Source organism: Dyella soli, assembly GCF_054482295.1.
This window is the reverse complement of sequence record NZ_JBTFFU010000001.1, coordinates 1,295,291-1,315,174: the sequence shown is the minus strand read 5'-3', so window position 1 is coordinate 1,315,174 and position 19,884 is coordinate 1,295,291. Positions and strand designations below refer to the sequence as shown.

General features: G+C 66.8%; 14 protein-coding genes. 11 read left to right on the top strand and 3 right to left on the bottom strand.

The window, feature by feature from the left end; translation table 11 throughout:
• Positions 1 to 472: 472 nt before the first annotated feature.
• From ACXU4B_RS06030 to ACXU4B_RS06020, 3 genes are all read left to right on the top strand, one after another.
• Entirely contained in the window at positions 473 to 5,407 is a 4,935-nt protein-coding gene (locus ACXU4B_RS06030; protein WP_131408674.1) for an NAD-glutamate dehydrogenase, read from the top strand.
• A gap of 135 nt (positions 5,408 to 5,542) precedes the next feature.
• Positions 5,543 to 6,304: an NAD kinase gene (locus tag ACXU4B_RS06025; protein ID WP_131408672.1), complete on the top strand. Its 762-nt coding sequence runs from the start codon at positions 5,543 to 5,545 to the stop codon at positions 6,302 to 6,304.
• Positions 6,305 to 6,421: 117 nt separating this feature from the next.
• Positions 6,422 to 7,351: a 5'-nucleotidase gene (locus ACXU4B_RS06020; RefSeq protein ID WP_131408670.1), complete on the top strand. Its 930-nt coding sequence runs from the start codon at positions 6,422 to 6,424 to the stop codon at positions 7,349 to 7,351.
• 7 nt (positions 7,352 to 7,358) lie between these two features.
• Here ACXU4B_RS06020 and ACXU4B_RS06015 read toward each other — a convergent pair whose 3' ends face one another.
• Positions 7,359 to 8,252 carry an aldo/keto reductase gene (locus ACXU4B_RS06015; protein ID WP_131408668.1) on the bottom strand — a complete coding sequence of 298 codons (894 nt, stop codon included), beginning with the start codon at positions 8,250 to 8,252 and terminating at the stop codon, positions 7,359 to 7,361.
• A gap of 61 nt (positions 8,253 to 8,313) precedes the next feature.
• Positions 8,314 to 9,189, bottom strand: coding sequence for a DMT family transporter (locus ACXU4B_RS06010; protein WP_131408666.1), 876 nt, complete (start codon positions 9,187 to 9,189; stop codon positions 8,314 to 8,316).
• A gap of 252 nt (positions 9,190 to 9,441) precedes the next feature.
• Between ACXU4B_RS06010 and ACXU4B_RS06005 the strand changes: the two genes are divergently transcribed.
• The 5 genes from ACXU4B_RS06005 to ACXU4B_RS05985 all read left to right on the top strand — a co-directional run bounded on the left by ACXU4B_RS06005 (position 9,442) and on the right by ACXU4B_RS05985 (position 14,813).
• Positions 9,442 to 10,611, top strand: coding sequence for an acyl-CoA dehydrogenase family protein (locus tag ACXU4B_RS06005; protein WP_131408665.1), 1,170 nt, complete (start codon positions 9,442 to 9,444; stop codon positions 10,609 to 10,611).
• A gap of 76 nt (positions 10,612 to 10,687) precedes the next feature.
• Positions 10,688 to 11,230: a GNAT family N-acetyltransferase gene (locus tag ACXU4B_RS06000; protein WP_131408663.1), complete on the top strand. Its 543-nt coding sequence runs from the start codon at positions 10,688 to 10,690 to the stop codon at positions 11,228 to 11,230.
• The gene (locus tag ACXU4B_RS05995; RefSeq protein WP_131408661.1) at positions 11,227 to 11,721 is read left to right on the top strand and encodes a nucleotidyltransferase family protein; all 495 of its coding nucleotides are present in this window, start codon (positions 11,227 to 11,229) and stop codon (positions 11,719 to 11,721) included. The genes ACXU4B_RS06000 and ACXU4B_RS05995 overlap by 4 nt, the downstream gene beginning before the upstream one ends.
• A gap of 219 nt (positions 11,722 to 11,940) precedes the next feature.
• Complete coding sequence (locus ACXU4B_RS05990; protein WP_131408659.1) at positions 11,941 to 14,208, top strand: thiamine pyrophosphate-dependent enzyme; 2,268 nt, start codon at positions 11,941 to 11,943, stop codon at positions 14,206 to 14,208.
• Positions 14,209 to 14,300: 92 nt separating this feature from the next.
• On the top strand, positions 14,301 to 14,813 hold the full coding sequence (locus ACXU4B_RS05985; protein WP_131408657.1) for an Ivy family c-type lysozyme inhibitor: 513 nt from the start codon (positions 14,301 to 14,303) through the stop codon (positions 14,811 to 14,813).
• 18 nt (positions 14,814 to 14,831) lie between these two features.
• Here the strand turns inward: ACXU4B_RS05985 and ACXU4B_RS05980 are convergent, their stop codons facing one another.
• Positions 14,832 to 15,617, bottom strand: a complete 786-nt coding sequence (locus ACXU4B_RS05980; RefSeq protein ID WP_131408655.1) for a phosphatase PAP2 family protein — start codon at positions 15,615 to 15,617, stop codon at positions 14,832 to 14,834.
• A gap of 136 nt (positions 15,618 to 15,753) precedes the next feature.
• On the opposite strand from ACXU4B_RS05980, the gene ACXU4B_RS05975 reads away from it, so the two are divergent.
• From ACXU4B_RS05975 to ACXU4B_RS05965, 3 genes are all read left to right on the top strand, one after another.
• Positions 15,754 to 17,409, top strand: coding sequence for a serine hydrolase (locus ACXU4B_RS05975; protein WP_131408653.1), 1,656 nt, complete (start codon positions 15,754 to 15,756; stop codon positions 17,407 to 17,409).
• An 81-nt stretch (positions 17,410 to 17,490) separates the two neighbouring features.
• Positions 17,491 to 19,113, top strand: coding sequence for an alpha/beta hydrolase (locus ACXU4B_RS05970; RefSeq protein WP_131408651.1), 1,623 nt, complete (start codon positions 17,491 to 17,493; stop codon positions 19,111 to 19,113).
• Positions 19,114 to 19,418: 305 nt separating this feature from the next.
• Entirely contained in the window at positions 19,419 to 19,823 is a 405-nt protein-coding gene (locus ACXU4B_RS05965) for an RcnB family protein (RefSeq protein ID WP_131408649.1), read from the top strand.
• Positions 19,824 to 19,884: the final 61 nt, after the last annotated feature.

Genomic DNA, 19,884 nt, shown 5'->3' with positions numbered 1-19,884 from the left:
GTGTCGGTGATCATTGGGGCATGGACCGATAGCGATTCGGATTTTGGCACCCCCGGGGCAGACCGGCCTGTGCCAGTGGTCCTCTATGCCGGCGCCGGCGGTGGTCGAGGGCCGCCCTGTTGTCGGCCACGCGCGCCGATCGACGACGGTTGTTGCGCCGCAACGATGCTCCCGCCTCACGGTCGTGACATACGCGCAGGTATTGCTGCCGCGTCGTCATCGGGCTCGACCGCGTTGATCAAGGCAACGCGTGGCCGCAATGGGATTTTCCTCGCGTGGCATGCACGGCGCGCATGCTTCGACGTCGCTTCGATGTGCATCGCCGGAGTCACCAGCGTGTCTTGCTGCACCGGCGTTATGACCTGCTTGCAGCTGAAGGCATCGGGTCGGGGCGGTGGATATGGCATGACGCGAGGCGTATCCTTTTAGAGCTTTTTTTGCCTCATTCCGTCTCCACTGAATAGTAGATGCCATGAACGCGATTCGTGCGACTAGCAACAGCTCCTTCCCCTCTGTTGTTTTCGAAGAACTGAAGCAAAGCGGATTTCCCACCCAGCGCCTTGATGAGGCGCAATTTTTTATCAACGCTTTCTTCGCGCGCATCGCGGATGGCGACCTGGAGCTGCACACCGTTCCTGAATGGGCCGCGCTGATCGCCGGCCTGCTGCAGTACATGCAGCGGCGCCAGCCGGGTCGCGCCACGGTGCGCGTGATGAACCCAGAGGGTGGCCACGCGGGTCGCAGCTACATCCAGGTCATGACGGACGACATGCCGTTCCTGGTCGACACCGTCACCATGGTCGCGGCCGAACACCTGCAGATCCACGCCGTGATCCACCCGGTGGTCGAAGTGACGCGTGACACGGCGGGCCAGCTGGTCAAGCTGGGCACCGAAGGTGGCCAGCCCGAATCGGTCATGCACTTCGAGGTCGATCGCGTGGCCGGCGACGCCGAACTGGCAGCGCTCAAGGCCAGGCTCGAGGGCGCGCTGGAAGACGTGCGCATCGCCGTCAGCGACTGGATGAAGATGCGCGACAAGGCGCTGACCATCGCCGACGAGCTGCCGTCGCGCCAGCTGCCGCTGGATGCCGCCGCGGTGAAGGAGGCTTCGGAGTTCCTGCGTTGGCTGGCCGACGACAATTTCACCTTCCTCGGCTATCGCGAATACGAAGTGGCCGAAGCCGACGGCGAGGAAGTGCTGCGCGCCGATGAAAGCTCGGGCATGGGCATCCTGCACAAGAGCGAGCGTTCGCTGGCGCCGCGTTCGCTGCGCACCATGGTGGCGAGCGAGCTGCCCCAGTCGGGTTCCACCGACGCCATCATCCTGACCAAGACGAACGCGCGTTCGCACGCGCATCGCCACGGATACATGGATTACGTGGGCGTGCTCAAGTTCGACGCCAACGGCAAGCCGACCGCCGAACAGCGCTTCCTCGGCCTGTTCACCTCCAGCGCCTACATGTCGCGGCCGCAGAACGTGCCGCTGGTGCGGCAGAAGTTCGAGTACGTGATGGATCGCTCCGGCCTCAAGCGCGATTCGCACTCGGGCAAGGCGCTGCGCCACATCCTCGAGATCCTGCCGCGCGACGAGTTGTTCCAGGCCAGCGAGGATGAGCTGTACAGCATCGCGATGGGCGTGCTCGAACTGCGCCAGCGTGCCCGCACGCGCCTGTTTATCCGCCGCGACCGCTACGGCCGCTTCGTCACGTGCACGGTGTTCGTGCCGCGCGACCGCTTCAACACCTCGGTGCGCGAGCGCATCGAGGCCCTGCTGCGCGACGCCATGCGCGGCGAGCACCTCGACTCGTCCGTGCTGATGGGCGAGGCGGCACTGGTCCGGCTGCACGTGGTCGTGCGTCCGAAGATCGGCGATCGCGTGCAGTACGACGTGGCCGAACTCGAGAAGGGCGTGGCCGCCATCGTGCGCAACTGGCAGGACGACCTGCGCGACGCGCTGGTGGCCAAGCTGGGCGACCACGATGGCGTGGTGCTGGCCAATCGCTATGCCAAGGCCATGCCCGCCGGCTACGTGGAAGACGTGGCGCCGGCTGCCGCGGCCGAGGACGTGCGCCAGTTGTCGTTGCTGAAGGGCGACGATGCAGTGCGCATGTCGTTCTATCACCCGGCTGCCCGCCCGGACGAGCTGCGTTTCAAGGTTTACCGCAGCGGCGGTGACATCGCCCTGTCCGAGGTGCTGCCGCAGCTGGAGAACCTGGGCCTGCGCGTGCTCACGGAGCACCTCTACGACATCCATGTCGACGGCCATATGCTGTACATCCAGGACTTCGAGGTGCAGACCGCCGGCAGCCTCGCCTTCAGCGTGGAACAGGTCGGCATGCTGTTCGAAGACGCCTTCGAGCAGATCTGGCGCGGCAACGCCGAGAACGACGGCTTCAACCGCCTGGTGCTCGGTGCCAAGCTCAACTGGCGCCAGATCGCCATGTTGCGCGGCTACTGCAAATACCTGCTGCAGACCGGCGTGGCGTTCTCGCAGAGCTACATGGAAGACGCCTTCAACCGCTACCCGGCCATCGCCGGACTGCTGGTCGAGCTGTTTCTGGCCAAGTTCGACCCGCGCCGCGAAATGTTGTCGGCCGACGAGCTGAAGAAAGCCGGCGCCGCGTTGACCGGCGAGATGCAGGCCTTGATTCCCGAGTCGGTGCGCGCCGCGCATCCGGGCCTGATCGACGGCCTCGTGGCCGCGCTGTCCAAGCCGCGCGACGAGCAGGTCGCGGTGGTGGAAGAGGCGATCGGCACGCTGCTGGAAACCGTCTCCAGCCTGGACGACGACCGCATCCTGCGCAGCTTCATGGCGCTGATGCGCTCCACGCTGCGTACCAGCTTCTTCCAGCAGTGGCAGGGCGCCTACCGCAGCTACATCAGCTACAAGTTCGATTCGCACCGGGTGCCCGACCTGCCCAAGCCGGTGCCGTACCGCGAGATCTTCGTCAGCGCGCCGCGCGTGGAAGGCATCCACCTGCGCTTCGGCTCGGTGGCGCGCGGTGGCCTGCGCTGGTCCGACCGTCGCGAGGATTTCCGCACGGAAGTGCTGGGCCTGGTGAAGGCGCAGATGGTGAAGAACACCGTGATCGTGCCGGTGGGCTCGAAGGGCGGCTTCTTCGTCAAGCGTCCGCCGGTGAACGGTGACCGCGACGCGCAGCTGGCCGAGGGCATCGCCTGCTATCGCATGTTCATCAGCGGCCTGCTCGACATCACCGACAACCTGGTCGAAGGCAACGTGGTGCCGCCGCACGACGTGGTGCGCCACGACCACGACGACCCGTACCTGGTGGTGGCTGCCGACAAGGGCACCGCGACGTTCTCCGACATCGCCAATGCCATCTCGGTCGAGCATGGCTTCTGGCTGGGCGACGCGTTCGCTTCCGGCGGTTCCAATGGCTATGACCACAAGGGCATGGGCATCACGGCCAAGGGTGCGTGGGAGTCGGTCAAGCGCCACTTCCGTGCGCTGGGCCGCGACAGCCAGACGCAGGACTTCAGCTGCGTCGGCATCGGCGACATGTCCGGCGACGTGTTCGGCAACGGCATGCTGTTGTCGCGCCACATCCGCCTGCTGGCCGCGTTCGACCACCGCCACATCTTCCTCGATCCGAATCCGGACACCGCCCGTTCGTTCGCCGAGCGCGAGCGCATGTTCAAGCTGCCGCGTTCGAGCTGGGACGATTACGACAAGTCGCTGATCTCGGCCGGTGGCGGCGTGTATCCGCGCAGCCTCAAGTCGATCCCGGTCTCGCCGGAAGTGCGCGCGGTGCTGGGCCTCAAGCCCGAGGTGACGCAGCTGGCGCCCAGCGACCTGCTCAGCGCCATCCTCAAGGCGCCAGTGGACCTGCTGTGGAACGGCGGCATCGGCACCTACGTCAAGGCCGGCAGCGAAACGCATGCCGATGTCGGCGACCGCGCCAACAACGCGCTGCGCGTCAACGGCGGCGAGCTGCGCTGCAAGGTGGTGGGCGAGGGCGGCAACCTGGGCTTCACCCAGAAGGGCCGCATCGAGGCGGCCCAGCACGGCGTGCTGCTCAACACCGACTTCATCGACAACTCCGCCGGCGTGGACACCTCGGACCATGAGGTGAACATCAAGATCCTGCTCGGCGACGCGGTGCAGCGCAACGAGCTGACCACGGATCAGCGCAACACGCTGCTCGCCAGCATGACCGACGAGGTCGGCCAGCTGGTGCTGTGGGACAACTACCGCCAGAACCAGGCCATCACCCTGATGGAGCACCAGTCGGTGCAGCGCATCGGCTCGATGGCGCACTTCATCCGCATGCTGGAATCGGAAGGCCTGCTCGACCGCCAGGTGGAAAACCTGCCGGGCGAAACCGAGCTGATCGAGCGCAAGACGCGTGGCATCGGCATGACGCGTCCGGAACTGTCGGTGCTGCTGTCGTACGACAAGATCAAGCTGTACCAGCAGCTGCTCGACTCGGACGTGCCGGAAGATCCGTACCTGTCCAAGGAACTGGTGCGCTACTTCCCCGAGCCGTTGCACGACAAGTACGCCGAGCACATGCAGCGCCATCGCCTGAAGCGCGAGATCATCGCCACCGCGGTGACCAACTCCACCATCAACCGCATGGGCGCCACCTTCATGATGCGCATGCAGGAAGACACCGGGCAGGGTCCGGCGGCGATTGCCAAGGCCTATACCGCGGCGCGCGAGATCCTCGGCGCCCGTGACCTGTGGGCCGAGGTCGAGGCGCTGGACAGCAAGGTGGCCGAGAACACGCAGATCGACGCCATCCTGCAGATCTGGTCGCTGCTGCGCCACATGACCCGCTGGCTGCTCAATCGCCCGGGTGGCACGCTGGACATCAACGCCAACGTCGAGCGCTACCAGGGCGGCGTGACCGCGCTGCATGCCGCGTTGCCGGCCGCGCTCACCGAGACGGGCAAGGCCGACTTCGCCACCAGCCAGGAAAAGTGGGAAGGCCTGGGCCTGCCCTCGGAGCTGTCACTGCGCCTGGCGCGCATCCCTGAGCTGCGCGCGATGCTCGACATCGTCGAGGTCGCCCAGCAGAGCGGCCAGGCCATCGACAAGGTAGCCGGCGTGTTCTACGAACTGGGCGAGGCGCTGGACCTGGAATGGCTGCGCAGCCAGATCGAGGCCCTGCCGGTCGAAGGTGCCTGGCATGCGCAGGCGCGCGGTTCGCTGCTGGACGAGCTCAACCACCAGCATCGCGCGCTGGCCCTGCAGGTGCTTACGCTGACCGGCGGCGCCAGGGACATCTCGCCGGTGCAGGCGTGGCTGCAGCGTGACGACGCCACCCTCAAGTACACGCGCAACATGCTGGCGGAAATCCTCACCCAGAACGCGGACTACCCGATCGCCTCGGTCGCGGTCCGTCGCCTGGCCCAGCTGGCGCAGGTGCCGGTGAACCAGTAAGGGCTCTCGCCCGCGCCGGTACGTTGGCGCGGGCGACCAAAGGCAAGGCAGAAGGGCGCGGACCGGCAACGGTCTTGCGCCCTTCGTCCATCTAAGTTCAACTGAGGGTCTCGCCACCTGATCGATGTCCGGCCTATGCGCTTCGCCTTCGTCGCCAGTGACACCAACGTCGCCCAGCAGGCCCGGCGCAAGTTCATCGATCGCTATGGCGATGTGCCGCCCGAGCAGTCCGATGTGATCGTCGCGCTCGGCGGCGACGGTTTCATGCTGCGCACCCTGCACACCTATCGCGCCCTGCCGGCACCGGTCTATGGCATGAAACTGGGCCGCGTCGGCTTTTTGATGAACAAGTACCGGCTGGATGAGCTGGACGACCGCATCACGCGCGCCCACGCGGCGCTGCTGTATCCGCTGGAGATGCGCACCACCGACGCTGATGGGCAGGTCCATCACGCGCTGGCGTTCAACGAGGTTTCGCTGCTGCGCCAGAGCAACCAGGCGGCCCACCTCGAAGTGAAGCTCAACGACACGGTGAAGCTGGCCACCCTGGTCTGCGATGGCATCCTGGTGTCCACCCCGGCCGGTTCCACGGCGTACAACCTGTCGGCGCACGGTCCGATCCTGCCGCTTGACGCCAATGTGCTGGCGTTGACGCCGATCAGCCCATTCCGCCCGCGCCGTTGGCGCGGCGCGATCCTGCCGCACCGCACCCTGGTCACGTTGCGCGTGCTCGACCCGGGCAAGCGACCGGTCAGTGCCACCGCGGATTTCCATGAAGTGCGCGACGTGCGCGAAGTCGCGATCCGCCAGTCGGCCGGGCAGGGCGTGCGCCTGTTGTTCGACCCCGAGCACAATCTGGAACAGCGCATCCTCGACGAGCAGTTCGCACCGGATTGAAAGGCAGAAGTGAGTGCAGGGGGGGGTGCGCAACGAGAGAAAACGCCGGACGTGTTCTCTCTCTCGCTTCTCGCTCCCCGGCACTCAATCCTCGCCTTTTGCGCTAGATTGAGCGCCATGAGCCGCCGCACTGAAGACGCCCACGATCCCGCTGCCGCCGGTGACAACCGCCTGGTGGTGGCCATTTCCTCGCGTGCCCTGTTCGACCTGGGCGACAGCCATGCTTTGTTCGAGCGCGACGGGCTGGACGCCTATCGGTCGTTCCAGATCGACCACGAGAACGAGATCCTCAAGCCGGGCGTGGCGTTTCCGCTGGTGCAGAAGCTGCTGGGACTCAACCGGCTGGCCGGCGACGTGCCGCCGGTGGAAGTGATCCTGCTGTCGCGCAATTCCGGCGACACCGGCTTGCGCATCTTCAACGCCATCCAGCATTACGGGCTGGAGATCAGCCGCGCGGCGTTCACCAGCGGCGCGCCCACCTCCGACTACATCGGCCCGTTCAAGGCCGACCTGTTCCTGTCGGCCAACGCCGAGGACGTGGGCCGCGCCCTGGCGGCCGGCGTGGCTGCGGCCACCATCCTGCCGTCGACGGCACCACCGCGTGCCACGGAGCAGTTGCGCATCGCCTTCGACGGCGACGCCGTGATCTTCGGCGACGAGGGCGAGCGCGTGTCGCGCGAGGAAGGCCTCGAAGCATTCCACCGCAGCGAACAGGAACTCGCCGCCGAGCCATTGTCGGTGGGGCCGTTCCGCGGTTTCCTCACGGCCGTGCATCGCCTGCAGGCCGCGTTCCCGGCGGAAGATTCGCCGATCCGCACCGCCCTGGTGACCGCACGCTCCGCACCGGCGCACAAGCGCGTGATCCTCACCCTACGCCGCTGGGGCGTGCGCATCGACGAGGCGCTGTTCCTGGGCGGGCGCGACAAGGGGCCATTCCTGGATGCCTTCGGCGCTGACATCTTCTTCGACGATTCACCGGCCAACGTGGAATCGGCTCGCAAGCACGTGGCCACCGGGCATGTGCCGCACGGCGTGAGCAACCGCTAGCGACCCCTCAGGGCACCGGATGCCCCTTGCCTGCGGTCCAGATGGCGTACCAGTCCTCGGCGTCGAGCGACACCTGGAGCGCGGCGACGGCATCGCGCAGGCCTTCGATGCGCCCCGTGCCGGTGATCGGATGCGGGCGCGACGGATGGCGCAGGATCCAGGCGAAGGCCAGCGTGGTCAGGCTGATGCCGTAACGCGCGGCCATGGTGGTCATTTCGGCGCGCACGCGCACGGCCTGTTCGTCGTCGCCGTTGAACAGGCGGCCACCTGCCAGCGGCGACCAGATCATCGGGCGCAGGCCCAGTTGCTGCGCCTGGTCCAGCGTGCCGTCGTCCAGCGCGTGCAGGTGCAGCGGTGACAGCTCCAGCTGGTTGGTCAGCAAGCGATGCTGCTGGTGCAGCAGGGCGAACTGGCTGGCACTGTGGTTGGACACGCCCCAGTGCGCGACCTTGCCTTCGGCGGTGAGCGCGGTGAAGGTCTCGGCCAGCGCCGCTGCATCCATCAGGTAGTCGGGGCGGTGGATCAGCACCAGTTCGAGGCGTTCGGTGTGCAGGTTGCGCAGCGACTGCTCGACCTGGGCGCGCACATAGGCCGCGGACGTGTCGTAATGATTCACCCGGTACGGGCGTTCCGCCGAGCGCAGGCGAATGCCGCACTTGGTCACCAGTTGCATGTGCTCGCGCAACGAGGGCGCCGCCTTGAGTGCCGCGCCGAACGCGGCCTCGGCGCGATAGCCGCCGTAGATGTCCGCGTGATCGAACGAGGTGATGCCAAGCTGCAGCGCTTGTTCGATCCAGCGCACGCGTTCGGCCACGCCGAGGTTCCAGTCGGTGATGCGCCACAGGCCGGCGACGATGGGCGAGAGTTCGAGGGCGTGGTGGTTGGCGGACGGCTGCGGCATGGCGGCATTCAAGCGAAAGAAGGGCGCCAGTGTGCCAACCGGTGCGCGTACGTGCCAGCGATCAGACCATCTTGGTGCGCTTCCACCAGTTCGTGACCTGCTCTTCGCGCACCAGGGTGAACAGGCCCGAGCCGAGGATCAGTGCGATGCCGATCAGCATCGGCCAGTCGAGTCGATCGCCGAACAGCCAGTAGCCGAAGCCGATCGCCCACAGCATCTGGCTGTATTGGGTCGGTGCCACGCGGTTGGCGGGTGCGTGATGCGTGGCCAGCATCAGCAGCACGCCGGCCAGCCCGGCCAGCAGGCCGTAACCGGCCAGCAGGAACCATTGGTGCAGCTCCGGCCAGACGAAGGCCGGCAGCATCAGCAGGCCGCCGCTGAGCAGCGGACCGATGACGCCCGCGCCATACAGGCTGATGCGCTTCTCGTGCGGCCCGGCCATGCGCAGGGCCACCACGGAAACCGCGCCGGAGAGGCCGCAGGACATGGCGGCGAGGTGTCCCGCGCCGAGCACACGAAAGCCGGGGCGCAATACCACCAGCACGCCGACAAAGCCCACGATCACCGCCGACCAGCGGCGCCAGCCCACGTGTTCCTTGAGGAACACCACCGACAGCAGGGTGACGAAGATGGGCAGCAGGAAGATGAGCGCGAACGCTTCGGCCATGGGCAGGGCGGTGAACGCGATCACCGCCGAGATATTGCAGATCGCGCCGGTGATGGCGCGGATCCACCACAGGTGCGGCTTGCGCGCACGGAACACCTCGACGTAGCGATCGCCCGCGTGCCGGATGAAGGGCAGGGCGGCGAGCATCAGCACGGCGCCGAAGAACACCGCTTCGTAGGCCGGCAACGAGCCGCGCAGCGACTTCACGAAGGCATCGCTGATCGCGTAGGCCGCGTAGCAGGCGAAGCCGAGGAGAACACCTTTGAACATGGATGGTCCGGCTGGGGAATGCGTGCCCGTCATCCCGGCCCTGGCCGGACGCGCCACCCGGCCGCCGGGCGGGCGGTGCACGCACGTGGCGGATAGTGGGGAGGCTGCGTCCCAGCGATCACTGCGACGACGGTGGGGTGCATGGTCCCACAGCGCGCCCCGGCCGCCTACCCGGCCGCTGTTGCACCCGGTCATGACCGGGCCGGGCAGGCCGGCTAGAATGGTGGTTTGCCCCAGTCACGGAACCGAAGCATGTCCGCACGCCTGAATCCGCTTGATCTCTACGACGTTCGCTCGCTGCTTTCCGACGAAGAGCGCATGGTGCAGGACTCCGTCGGTCGCTTCGTCGATGAGAAGGTGCTGCCGATCATCGGCGACTGCTTCGACCAGGGCCGCTTTCCGAAGGAACTGGTTTCCGAGATCGCTGGCTTGGGCCTGCTTGGCGCCACGCTGCCCGAGGAATACGGCTGCGCCGGCATGAATGGCGTCAGCTATGGCCTGATCTGCCAGGAGCTGGAGCGCGGCGATTCGGGCCTGCGCAGCTTTGCCTCCGTGCAGAGCTCGCTGTGCATGTACCCGATCTATGCGTACGGCACCGAGGAGCAGAAAAAGCATTACCTGCCGAAGATGGCTGCCGGCGAAGTCATCGGCTGCTTCGGCCTGACCGAACCGCACGGCGGCTCGGACCCGGCCAACATGAAGACCCACGCCCGCAAGGATGGCGGTGACTGGGTCATCAATGGCGCCAAGATGTGGATCACCAACGGCAACCTCGCGCACATCGCCATCGTGTGGGCACAGACCGAGGACGGCATCCAGGGCTTCATCGTGCCCACCGACACCAAGGGCTTCACGGCGCAGGAAGTGCACAAGAAGATGAGCCTGCGCGCGTCGGTCACTTCCGCGCTGTTCTTCGACAACGTGCGCGTGCCGGAAGCCAACCGCCTGCCGAACGTGAAGGGCCTGAAGGGGCCGCTCGGCTGCCTCACCCAGGCGCGCTACGGCATCACCTGGGGCCCGATCGGCGCCGCCCAGGCCTGCCTGAAGGAAGTGCTCGACTACACCCAGGAGCGCGTGCTGTTTGGTCGTCCGCTGGCTTCCAACCAGGCCGTGCAGCTGAAGATGGCCGAGATGGCCCGCCGCATCACCATGGCGCAACTGCTCTCGCTGCAGCTGGGTCGCCTCAAGGACGCGGGCAAGATGCAGCCCACCCAGGTATCGCTGGCCAAGTGGAACAACTGCCGCATGGCGATCGACATCGCGCGCGAATGCCGCGACATCCTCGGCGGCGCCGGCATCACCACCGAGCATGTGGCGATCCGCCATGCGCTCAACCTGGAATCGGTCATCACCTATGAAGGCACCGAGACGGTGCACCAGCTGGTGGTGGGCCGCGAGCTGACGGGCATCAACGCGTTCTGAGCGGAAGGGTTGGTCGTCCCGGCGCATACCGGGACGACGACGAGCGTCCGCCAACGTAGTTGAGAGGTTGCACGGCATGAGCTGGCAAGACATCCGCATCGAAACCGATCGCCTGATCCTGCGCCCGCCACGCGGGGAGGATTTCGACGCCTGGGCCGCCAACATGGCCCATCCGGAATCGGCCCGCTTCGTCGGCGGCGTGCAGCCCCGCGCGGCGGCATGGCGCGGTTTTCTCACCATGGTCGGCGCCTGGGCCATCCAGGGTTTCGGCATGTTCTCGGTGATCGAGAAAAGCAGCGGCCGCTGGATCGGTCGCATGGGTCCCTGGCAGCCGGAAGGCTGGCCCGGCACCGAAGTGGGCTGGGGACTGGTGCGTGACGCCTGGGGCAAGGGCTATGCGCAGGAAGGCGCCAGCGTGAGCATCGACTGGGCGATCGACCAGCTTGGCTGGACCGACATCATCCACTGCATCGACCCGGCCAACGTCCCTTCGCAGGCACTGGCGCAGCGGCTGGGTTCGCGTTGCCGGGGGCCGGGCAAGTTGCCCGCACCGTTCGAGGACCTGCCCATGGAAATCTGGGGCCAGACCCGCGACGAATGGCGACGCCGGCGCGCATGAGCCACGTAACGCCTGCGCTGTACGCCACCCTGGCCGAGATCGTGCCGGAACTGCACGTGCACTGCGTCGACCCGTGGTGCCTGATCGGCAGTGCCGCGGCGCTGCTGGTCGGGGCCGAGGTCAGCGTGGCCGATGTGGACGTGCTGGTCTCGCGCGACGACGCGCAACGGCTGATGGCGCTGTGGGCCCCGCGGCGCGAAGCGATGCACGAGCTCGCCGGTGCGGATCGTTTCCGCTCGCACTTCGCACGATTCCGCTTCCCGGGCTTGCCGGTGGAAGTGATGGGCGGGCTGGAGCTCCATGATGGCGACGCCTGGCAGCCGGTGAAGGCAGGGCGCCTGACCCTGGTCGGCCTGAATGGCCTCGCCGTGCCGGTGCCGTCGGTGGCGGATCAGATTCGCATTCTTGAAAGCTTTGGACGCGACAAGGACCTGCGCCGCGCCGCATCGCTGCGAACCCTGACCTCCTCTCCCCGCCGGGGAGAGGACTGAGGTGAGGGGTGGGTGCTCGCCATGACGTGTTTACGAAGCCGGCTTCGATGTTGCCTGGCCGCAAGATGGGTCCCTCACCCTGGCCCTCTCTCCCGCGGGGAAGACCTTCGGGTCGCCCGCAGGGGAGCGGGAATGTACGCTCCGTACTGGCGCGTTCGTGACACCCGATTCGATAATCCCCCGATTGCCGCCACCGCGGCCGTTCGTTGACGAGACATCATGACTGCCATCCCGTATTCCCTCACGGCACGCCACAAAGGCTTCAACCGCGCCGAGATCGTCGACCAGAACTTCATCGAGTTCGTCAGGCTGTGGCAGGGCGAGGTCCATGCACCGCACGGCAATCATTCGCCGGTGCTGCCGGGCAGCACGCTCGATGCGCAGGGCTTTCGCGAACTGCTCGAATCGCAGCTGATCAGCCGCCACCTCGACCTGATGGCGCGCGTGCTGCGCGTGCAGAACAAGGTGTTCTACACCATCGGTTCCAGCGGCCATGAAGGAAATGCGATGGTGGCGCGGCTTACCCGCCACACCGATCCGGCCTTCCTGCATTACCGCTCCGGCGGCTTCATGGCCGAGCGCTTCCGCAAGCTGCCGGGCATGGATCCGGTGATGGATTCGGCGCTTTCGTTCGCGGCCAGCATGGAAGACCCGGCCTCGGGCGGCCGCCACAAGGTGTGGGGCAGCAAGCCGCTGTGGGTGCTGCCGCAGACTTCGACCATCGCTTCGCACCTGCCCAAGGCGCTGGGTACGGCCATCGCCATCGAGCAGGCGCGCCGCATCGGCCACAAGCTGCCGATTCCCGACGACAGCATCACGGTGTGCTCGTTCGGCGACGCGTCCTCCAACCACGCCACCGCCCAGACCGCCTTCAACGCGGCCGCGTGGACGGCCTACCAGAAGCTGCCGGCGCCGGTGCTGTACGTGTGCGAGGACAACGGCATCGGCATTTCGGTGAAGACGCCCAACGGCTGGGTCGCCAACAACTTCCGTCATCGCGCCGACCTGGACTATTTCTTTGCCGATGGCCTGGACCTCGCCAGCGGCTATGCGCAGGTGCAGGAGGCGGTCGAACATTGCCGCCACACGCGCCGCCCGACTTTCCTGCATCTGCGGACCACCCGTGTGATGGGTCACGCCGGCACCGATTTCGAGATCGAATGGCGCAGCGTGGAGGAACTGTTCGCGGTGGAAGCCAGCGACCCGCTGCTGCGTTCGGCCGAGATCGCGCTGTCCTCGGGCCTGTACAGCCGCGAGTCGTTGCTGGCCTTGTACGAAGCCACGCGCAAGCGCTGTTTCGAGGCGGCGGAGGATGCCGATCGCCGTCCGCGCCTGACCACGCTGCCCGAGGTGATGAAGCCGTTGGCGCCTTACACGCCGGCCGCGGTGAAGGCCGAGGCCGGGCGCGCGGACTACCAGGATCGCCGCATCGCGGCGTTCGGTGGCGAGGAGAAGTTGCCGGAGAAGCAGCCGCCGCGACATCTGGCCATCCAGATCGGCCAGGCGCTGCATGATGTGATGGCGAAGTATCCCGAGTCCCTGCTGTTCGGCGAGGACGTGGCGCAGAAGGGCGGCGTGTACACCGTCACCAAGGGCCTGCACAAGGCGTTCAAGAACAGCCGCGTGTTCAACACGCTGCTCGACGAAACGATCATCCTTGGCCTCGCGCAGGGTTACGCCAACATGGGCATGCTGCCGATCCCGGAGATCCAGTACCTGGCGTATTTCCATAACGCCTGCGACCAGATCCGCGGCGAGGCGGCGTCGCTGCAGTTCTTCTCCAACGACCAGTACCGCAACCCGATGGTGATGCGCGTGGCCAGCCTGGGTTACCAGAAGGGCTTTGGCGGGCATTTCCACAACGACAACTCGATCGCCGCGTTGCGCGACATTCCCGGGCTCGTGGTCGGTTGCGCCAGTCGCGGCGACGACGCCGCCAACATGCTGCGCACGATGACGGCGCTGGCCAAGGTGGACGGGCGTGTCTGTGCCTTCCTCGAGCCGATCGCGCTGTACATGACCAAGGACCTGTACGAAGCAGGCGATGGCCAGTGGCAGTTCGAGTACCCGGCCCCCGGCGAGTCGATGACGCTGGGTGACGGCCGCGTGTACAACGAAGACGCCAATGACCTGGTGGTGTTCACCTTCGGCAACGGCGTGCCGATGGCCTTGCGCGCCGCGCGCAGCATCGGGCAAGAACTGGGCTGGAAGACGCGCGTGGTGGACCTGCGCTGGCTGGCGCCTCTCAACGATGCCTTCATCGCCGCGCAGGCAAAGTCGGCCAGGCGCATCATCGTGCTGGATGAAGGCCGGCGCAGCGCAGGCGTGGGCGAAGGCGTGATCACGGCCATCGTGGAAGCCGGCCATGGTTCCACACCCTTGCAGCGCGTGGTGGGTGCCGACACCTACACGCCGCTTGCCGGCGCCGCGTTGCTGGTGCTGCCGGGCGAGGCCGACGTCGTCGCCGCGGCGCGCAAGCTGGCCTGACCACAGGCGCGTAGCGTAGCCGGCCGGGCCGGCGCGCCACGCGTCCTTCGTCGCGGTCCGGCGCGGGCGCTTCGCCACGCAGGGAGACGTTCATGGATCGCCGCTACGCGCTCGTGCTCGTCATATCCGTCGCCTGCGTGGCCTGCTCGCAACCGCATGGGGCTGCAAGTCCGTCCGCGGGGCCGGCGGCGCATGCAACGTCGGTGGCCGCAAGCCACATCGCCAGGACCGGGCCGCAATATCTCCGCGATCTGCTGCAGCATCCAGATTTTGCCAGCGCCTTTGTGGCCCTCTCCGGTGCCGATCAGCTGCCTCCGTGGACCCGCCAGGGCGGCACCTCCACGCCGGCGCAACGAGTGGAACTGGAGGGGCGCGCCTGGTGGCTGGCGACGGCCTGCAAGCCGCATGACTGTCCGTCCGAACGCATCCTGGTGCTGTACGACGAAAACACCCATGCGATGAGCGGCCTGTTCGCGCGCCGCAAGCCGGGGGAGCCCAGCGATGTGGACAGCAATGACCCTGCCAATGACGACTGGATCTGGCTGGGTGCGCCGGACGATGCGGCGAAGCAGTTGCTGCAGCAGAAGCTGTATTCGCCTGACTAGCAGGCCGGCACGGCCTGCTCAGGCGGCGCCGCGCAGGCGCCACCATTCCGCGCCGCCCACGCACAGCACCAGCCAGGCCAGCCCGCTGGCGTAGCCGGCCATCACGTCACTGAAGTAGTGCACCTGCAGCAGGATGCGGCTCACGCCGATCACCGCCACCATGGCAACGGCGCCGGCGATCACCAGGCGATGCCACGGCAGCGGCAACACGCGCAGCAAGACATAGGCCAGCATGCCGTAGAACACTACGGCGCCGAACGCGTGCCCGCTGGGGAAACTCCAGCCGTGCTCGATGATGATGCCCGCATCATGCGGCGGGCGCGCCCGCTGGAACCACGCCTTGAGGCCGCTGTTGATCGGCACGATGCCGGTCATGGCGACGGTCCAGCAGGCGGCCAGGCGCAACTGCCGTCGCAGCAGCAGGATCGCCAGCACCAGCACGCCCGCCGCGGCCACCGTCCACAGGTCGCCAAGGTGCGACACGGCGGCGATCAGGTGCAGGGTGGCCGGACGCATGTTCGTCCGCAGGCCCTGCGCCAGGGCGACGTCGAAGCCGGGCAGCCAGCCTTGCGCCTCGGCGCCGACGGCCAGTGCAATCGCGGCGAACAGCAGCGTCATCGCGACCAGCAACATGGCCACGGTGCGCCCGCGGATCGCCAGCGGCTCCCGGCCACCCGCAAGCGCGGCGTTGCGTTCGCGTCGGTTCCATTGCCAGGCGAGGTCTCCCGCCAGCAGCGCCAGTACCAGCAACGCGGCCCATAGTGGCAGCGCGTGCGCGGCAATCCATTCCATGTGTTCGTTCATGAGGCTCCTCCAGCGCCGGCATGATCCCTGTTGCGGGGAAGTCCGTCGAGCGCCCGCGCACGGGCATGACTTCCAGTGCTGGCTCCGGCGCTGCTTTGCCGCGATAGTGTGGCGCTTTGCCGTTCCGGAGCCATCGATGTCCCTGCGAGTCCTGTCCCCGCGCCTGGCGGGCTGTGTTGCCCTGCTGGTGCTCGCGACCCCGGCGTGGGCCGAGCCGGCCCCGCCGGCAACGGCTCCCGCTGTCGTCGGCAGCAGCGCGCAAGCCGCGCTTCCCGCCCAGTTGCAGGACTTCGGCGCCTACGTGGACAGCGCCCGCAAGCAGTTCGACGTGCCAGGCATCGCGGTGGCGATCGTCAAGGACGGGCAGGTCGTGCTGGAGCAGGGCTATGGCGTGCGCGAACTGGGCAAGCCCGCGCCGGTGGATGCCCGTACGCTGTTCGCCATCGCGTCGAACACCAAGGCGTTCACCGCCGCGTCGCTGCAGATGCTGGCCGAGGAAGGCAAGCTCGACATGGACGATCGGGTGATCGATCACCTGCCGTGGTTCCAGATGTCCGACCCCTACGTGACGCGCGAGATGCGCATCCGCGACCTGCTGGCGCACCGCAGCGGCCTGGGCCTGGGCGCCGGCGACCTGCTGTACTGGCCACCCACGGGCTACTCCACCAGGGAAGTCGTGCAGCACTTGCGCAACGTGCCGCTGGCGACGAGCTTCCGCAGTGCCTATGCCTACGACAACATCCTGTTCGCGGTCGCCACCCTGGTGATCGAGCAGGTCTCGGGCCAGGGCTATGCGGACTTCGTGCGCAACCGCATCTTCAAGCCGGTGGGCATGGATGAATCGCTGATCGACATGTCGCAGCTGAAGCCTGGCATGGACGTGGCCATGGGCCATGCCAGGTTCAATTTCGCCGAGCTCAAGCCGGTGCCGCCGATGGCGTGGTCGAACAACGCCGGCGCCGGTGGCATCTATGCCAGCGTGCACGACCTGGCCAAATGGATGAACCTGCAGCTGGACGGCGGCAAGTTGCCGGACGGCAAGCGGCTGTTCTCCGAAGAAAGCCAGAAGCAGATGTGGTCGATGCTGATCCCGATGAAGATCGCCGAGCCGCCGGTACCGGAGCTCAGGGACATGCGGCCCAACTTCGCCGGCTACGGCGAAGGCTGGTCCCTCTCCGACTATCACGGCCAGCGCCTGGTATGGCACACCGGCGGCTGGCCGGGCATGGTGTCGCGCGTGACGCTGGTGCCGGAACTCAAGCTCGGTGTCGTGGTGTTGACCAACCAGGAGTCGGGCGCGGCGTTCAACGCAGTGACCTATCGCGTGCTCGATGCCTACCTGGGCAAGGACAAGAAGGACTGGGTGGCAGCGTATGCCGCCGCCGTGAAGAAGTCCGAGGGCAATGCGGACGACAGCTGGAAGAAGCACGAGGCGGCGCGCGACCGGAACAGCAAGCCGTCGCTGCCGTTGGCGGGCTACGCCGGCCGCTATCGCGACCCCTGGTACGGCGACGTGGTGGTGAGCCAGCAGGGCGGCAAGCTGCGCATGGCGTTCGCCAAGACGGCCCAGCTCGCCGGTAGCATGGAGCCGTGGCAGCACGATACCTTCATCGTGCGCTGGGACGATCGCTCGATGAACGCCGACGCCTTCGTCAGCTATTCGCTCGATGCGGACGGCAAGGTGCGCGAAGTGCGCATGGAGCCGGTCTCGCCGCTGACCGATTTCAGTTTCGATTTCCAGGATCTGCGACTTGCGCCGGTGAAGGCCGGCAAGGCGACGAAAGCGGAGTGAACGTGGCCGCATTCGCGGCCTGGCCATCAGTGCAATGGGGTCGTTCCCCCGCACGGGGAACGCGCATAGGGGAGAGTGTCAATGCGTATGCATCGGGTTACACCGATCGTGTTGTTGGGTCTGGGGCTGGCGATCGGAACGGGCTGCTCCCGTACCGCGGCACCGGCGGCGTCGCAGCGTTTCCACGTCGACATCGCCACGCCCGGCGCCGCGGCGGAGTCCGGGCGCCTGCTGCTGTTTGCCGAGGACGCTGCCAGTGCCGAGGCCGAGAACAAGGGCGGCGCGGTGAAGGCGGTGGACGTCGATCCACTGGCACCGGGCAAGGTCAGCGTGGCGGCGCGCGAAGTGAGCCGGCTGGCGCCGGGGCAGGGCGTCGATATCGATGCGGATGCCATGGCCTTCCCGGGTCCGCTGGCCGCGTTGCCGCCGGGCGACTACTACGTCCAGGCGGTGCTCGACACCGACCACAGTTACAACTACAGCGGACGCGACGGCGGTGACCTGGTCAGCGACGTGGTCAAGCTGCATCTGCCGGCCAATGCCACCACCACACTGAAGCTGACCACGACGCTGCCCGCACGGGACCCGTGGGCTTTGCCGGCGTCGGCCACGCAGGCCACGCGCGATGCCCTGCCGGAGGCACGCCACCACACCGAGGACCTCGACTACGTGAGTCCCGCCCTGTCGGCGTTCTGGGGGCGGCCCATCCACATGCGCGGTTTCGTGTTGCTGCCGCCCGGCTACGACGCGAACAGCGCCACGCGCTATCCCGTGGTGTATCTCACCCACGGCTTTGGCGGCGGGCTCAACCACTTCGCAGCGGGCATCGCCAACACCTGGTTGTCGATGTCCAAGGGCGAAATGCCGCCGATGATCTGGGTGTATCTGGACGAATCCAGCGCCACCGGCACGCACGAGTTTGCCGACTCGGTGAACAACGGCCCGTGGGGGCAGGCGCTCACCGAAGAACTGATTCCGCAACTGGAATCGCGCTACCACATGGATGCGAACGTGTCGGGCCGTTTCCTCAATGGCCATTCGTCCGGCGGCTGGGCCACGCTGTGGCTGCAGACGCGTTACCCGAAAGTGTTTGGCGGCACCTGGTCGACTTCGCCCGACCCGAGCGACTTCCATGACTTCACCGGCGTGGACCTTTATACGCCACAAGCCAACATGTATCGCAAGGCCGACGGCACGGCGTACCCGCTGATCCGCGACAACGGCAAGGTGCTTGCGACGTTCGAGCAGTTCGCCCGCATGGAGGGCGTGCTCGGCAGCTATGGCGGCCAGATCGCCTCGTTCGAATGGGTGTTCTCGCCGCGCGGTGCGGATGGACGTCCGCAGCCGATGTTCGATCGCGACACGGGCAACGTGGACCCGACCATCGTGTCCTACTGGCGCGATCATTTCGACATCGCCCAGCGCCTGCAGACGCAGTGGCCGCAGCTCAAACCCGACCTCGACGGCAAGATCCACCTGATCGTCGGCACGGCCGATACGTTCTACCTGGATGGCTCGGCCCATCACCTGAAGACGGTGCTTGACGACCTGCACGCCCAGTCGGACATCCGTTTCCTCCCCGGCAAGACGCACTTCGACCTGTACGCAAGCGGCGGCGATCGCACCGCACTGCTCAAGCAGATCGCCTGGGAGATGTATGCGGTGGCACGACCGCAGTCGAACCTGAAGCGCGCGGCACCGTGACCGCCGGGCCGCCCGCCGGCATGCAGCTGCGCGGGCGGCCTGTTGCTCCGGGTTTGCATGACCCGCAGCGGGGCGAGGCGTTTTCGTGGCGCCGGCAGTGGCGGCGCACCCACCGCTGAGCCCCGCTTGCGCGGTGAAACCGAACCCTGGCCAAACGCAGGAATTTGGACGGCCGAAGCAAAAAATCCTGCGGCACGATTCATCGCGCGTGCATGGCCTGGCACCCCATATGGGACGCGTCGAAGGCGCCTCGTGCCTGGCAACGGGCCAGCGCCGACGACCCGTTTCCATGTCGGGAGAACGTTATGAAGAAAGCACTGCTTGTCATGATGCTCGGCGCGGTCATGGCCTCGACCGCCATCGCCGCGGCGCCGTACCAGGACGAAGACCACCACGACCACCACGACAACCACGACAACCACGACAACCGCGACAACCGCGACAACCGCGACAACCGCGATCACCACGACGACCGCGATCACCACGATTACTTCGTCGGGCATGATCGCGGCATGCACGAGGGCTGGTACCACAAGGGTGGCCGGGTGCCCGAGGAGTATCGTGACCATCGCTACGTGGTGAACGACTGGCACGAATACCACCTGCATGAGCCGCCGCGTGGCTACCAGTGGGTTCGCAGCGACACGGGCGACTTCCTGCTGGTGGCCATCGCCACCGGCGTGATTACCGACATCATGCTTAACCACTAGGCATTGGCCGGGGCGTCGCCGCCTGTTCGGATCACGCTCAGCAAAGTCGCATGAAATTGCG

Excerpts from the sequence above, each read along its gene's own strand:
- ACXU4B_RS06015 (WP_131408668.1), bottom strand. The coding sequence starts at position 8,252 with ATGCCGCAGCCGTCCGCCAACCACCACGCCCTCGAACTCTCGCCCATC.
- ACXU4B_RS06005 (WP_131408665.1), top strand. The coding sequence starts at position 9,442 with ATGTCCGCACGCCTGAATCCGCTTGATCTCTACGACGTTCGCTCGCTG.
- ACXU4B_RS05995 (WP_131408661.1), top strand. The coding sequence starts at position 11,227 with ATGAGCCACGTAACGCCTGCGCTGTACGCCACCCTGGCCGAGATCGTG.
- ACXU4B_RS05975 (WP_131408653.1), top strand. The coding sequence starts at position 15,754 with ATGTCCCTGCGAGTCCTGTCCCCGCGCCTGGCGGGCTGTGTTGCCCTG.
- ACXU4B_RS05985 (WP_131408657.1), top strand. The coding sequence starts at position 14,301 with ATGGATCGCCGCTACGCGCTCGTGCTCGTCATATCCGTCGCCTGCGTG.
- ACXU4B_RS05990 (WP_131408659.1), top strand. The coding sequence starts at position 11,941 with ATGACTGCCATCCCGTATTCCCTCACGGCACGCCACAAAGGCTTCAAC.
- ACXU4B_RS06030 (WP_131408674.1), top strand. The coding sequence starts at position 473 with ATGAACGCGATTCGTGCGACTAGCAACAGCTCCTTCCCCTCTGTTGTT.
- ACXU4B_RS06000 (WP_131408663.1), top strand. The coding sequence starts at position 10,688 with ATGAGCTGGCAAGACATCCGCATCGAAACCGATCGCCTGATCCTGCGC.
- ACXU4B_RS05970 (WP_131408651.1), top strand. The coding sequence starts at position 17,491 with ATGCGTATGCATCGGGTTACACCGATCGTGTTGTTGGGTCTGGGGCTG.
- ACXU4B_RS06010 (WP_131408666.1), bottom strand. The coding sequence starts at position 9,189 with ATGTTCAAAGGTGTTCTCCTCGGCTTCGCCTGCTACGCGGCCTACGCG.
- ACXU4B_RS05980 (WP_131408655.1), bottom strand. The coding sequence starts at position 15,617 with ATGAACGAACACATGGAATGGATTGCCGCGCACGCGCTGCCACTATGG.
- ACXU4B_RS06025 (WP_131408672.1), top strand. The coding sequence starts at position 5,543 with ATGCGCTTCGCCTTCGTCGCCAGTGACACCAACGTCGCCCAGCAGGCC.
- ACXU4B_RS05965 (WP_131408649.1), top strand. The coding sequence starts at position 19,419 with ATGAAGAAAGCACTGCTTGTCATGATGCTCGGCGCGGTCATGGCCTCG.
- ACXU4B_RS06020 (WP_131408670.1), top strand. The coding sequence starts at position 6,422 with ATGAGCCGCCGCACTGAAGACGCCCACGATCCCGCTGCCGCCGGTGAC.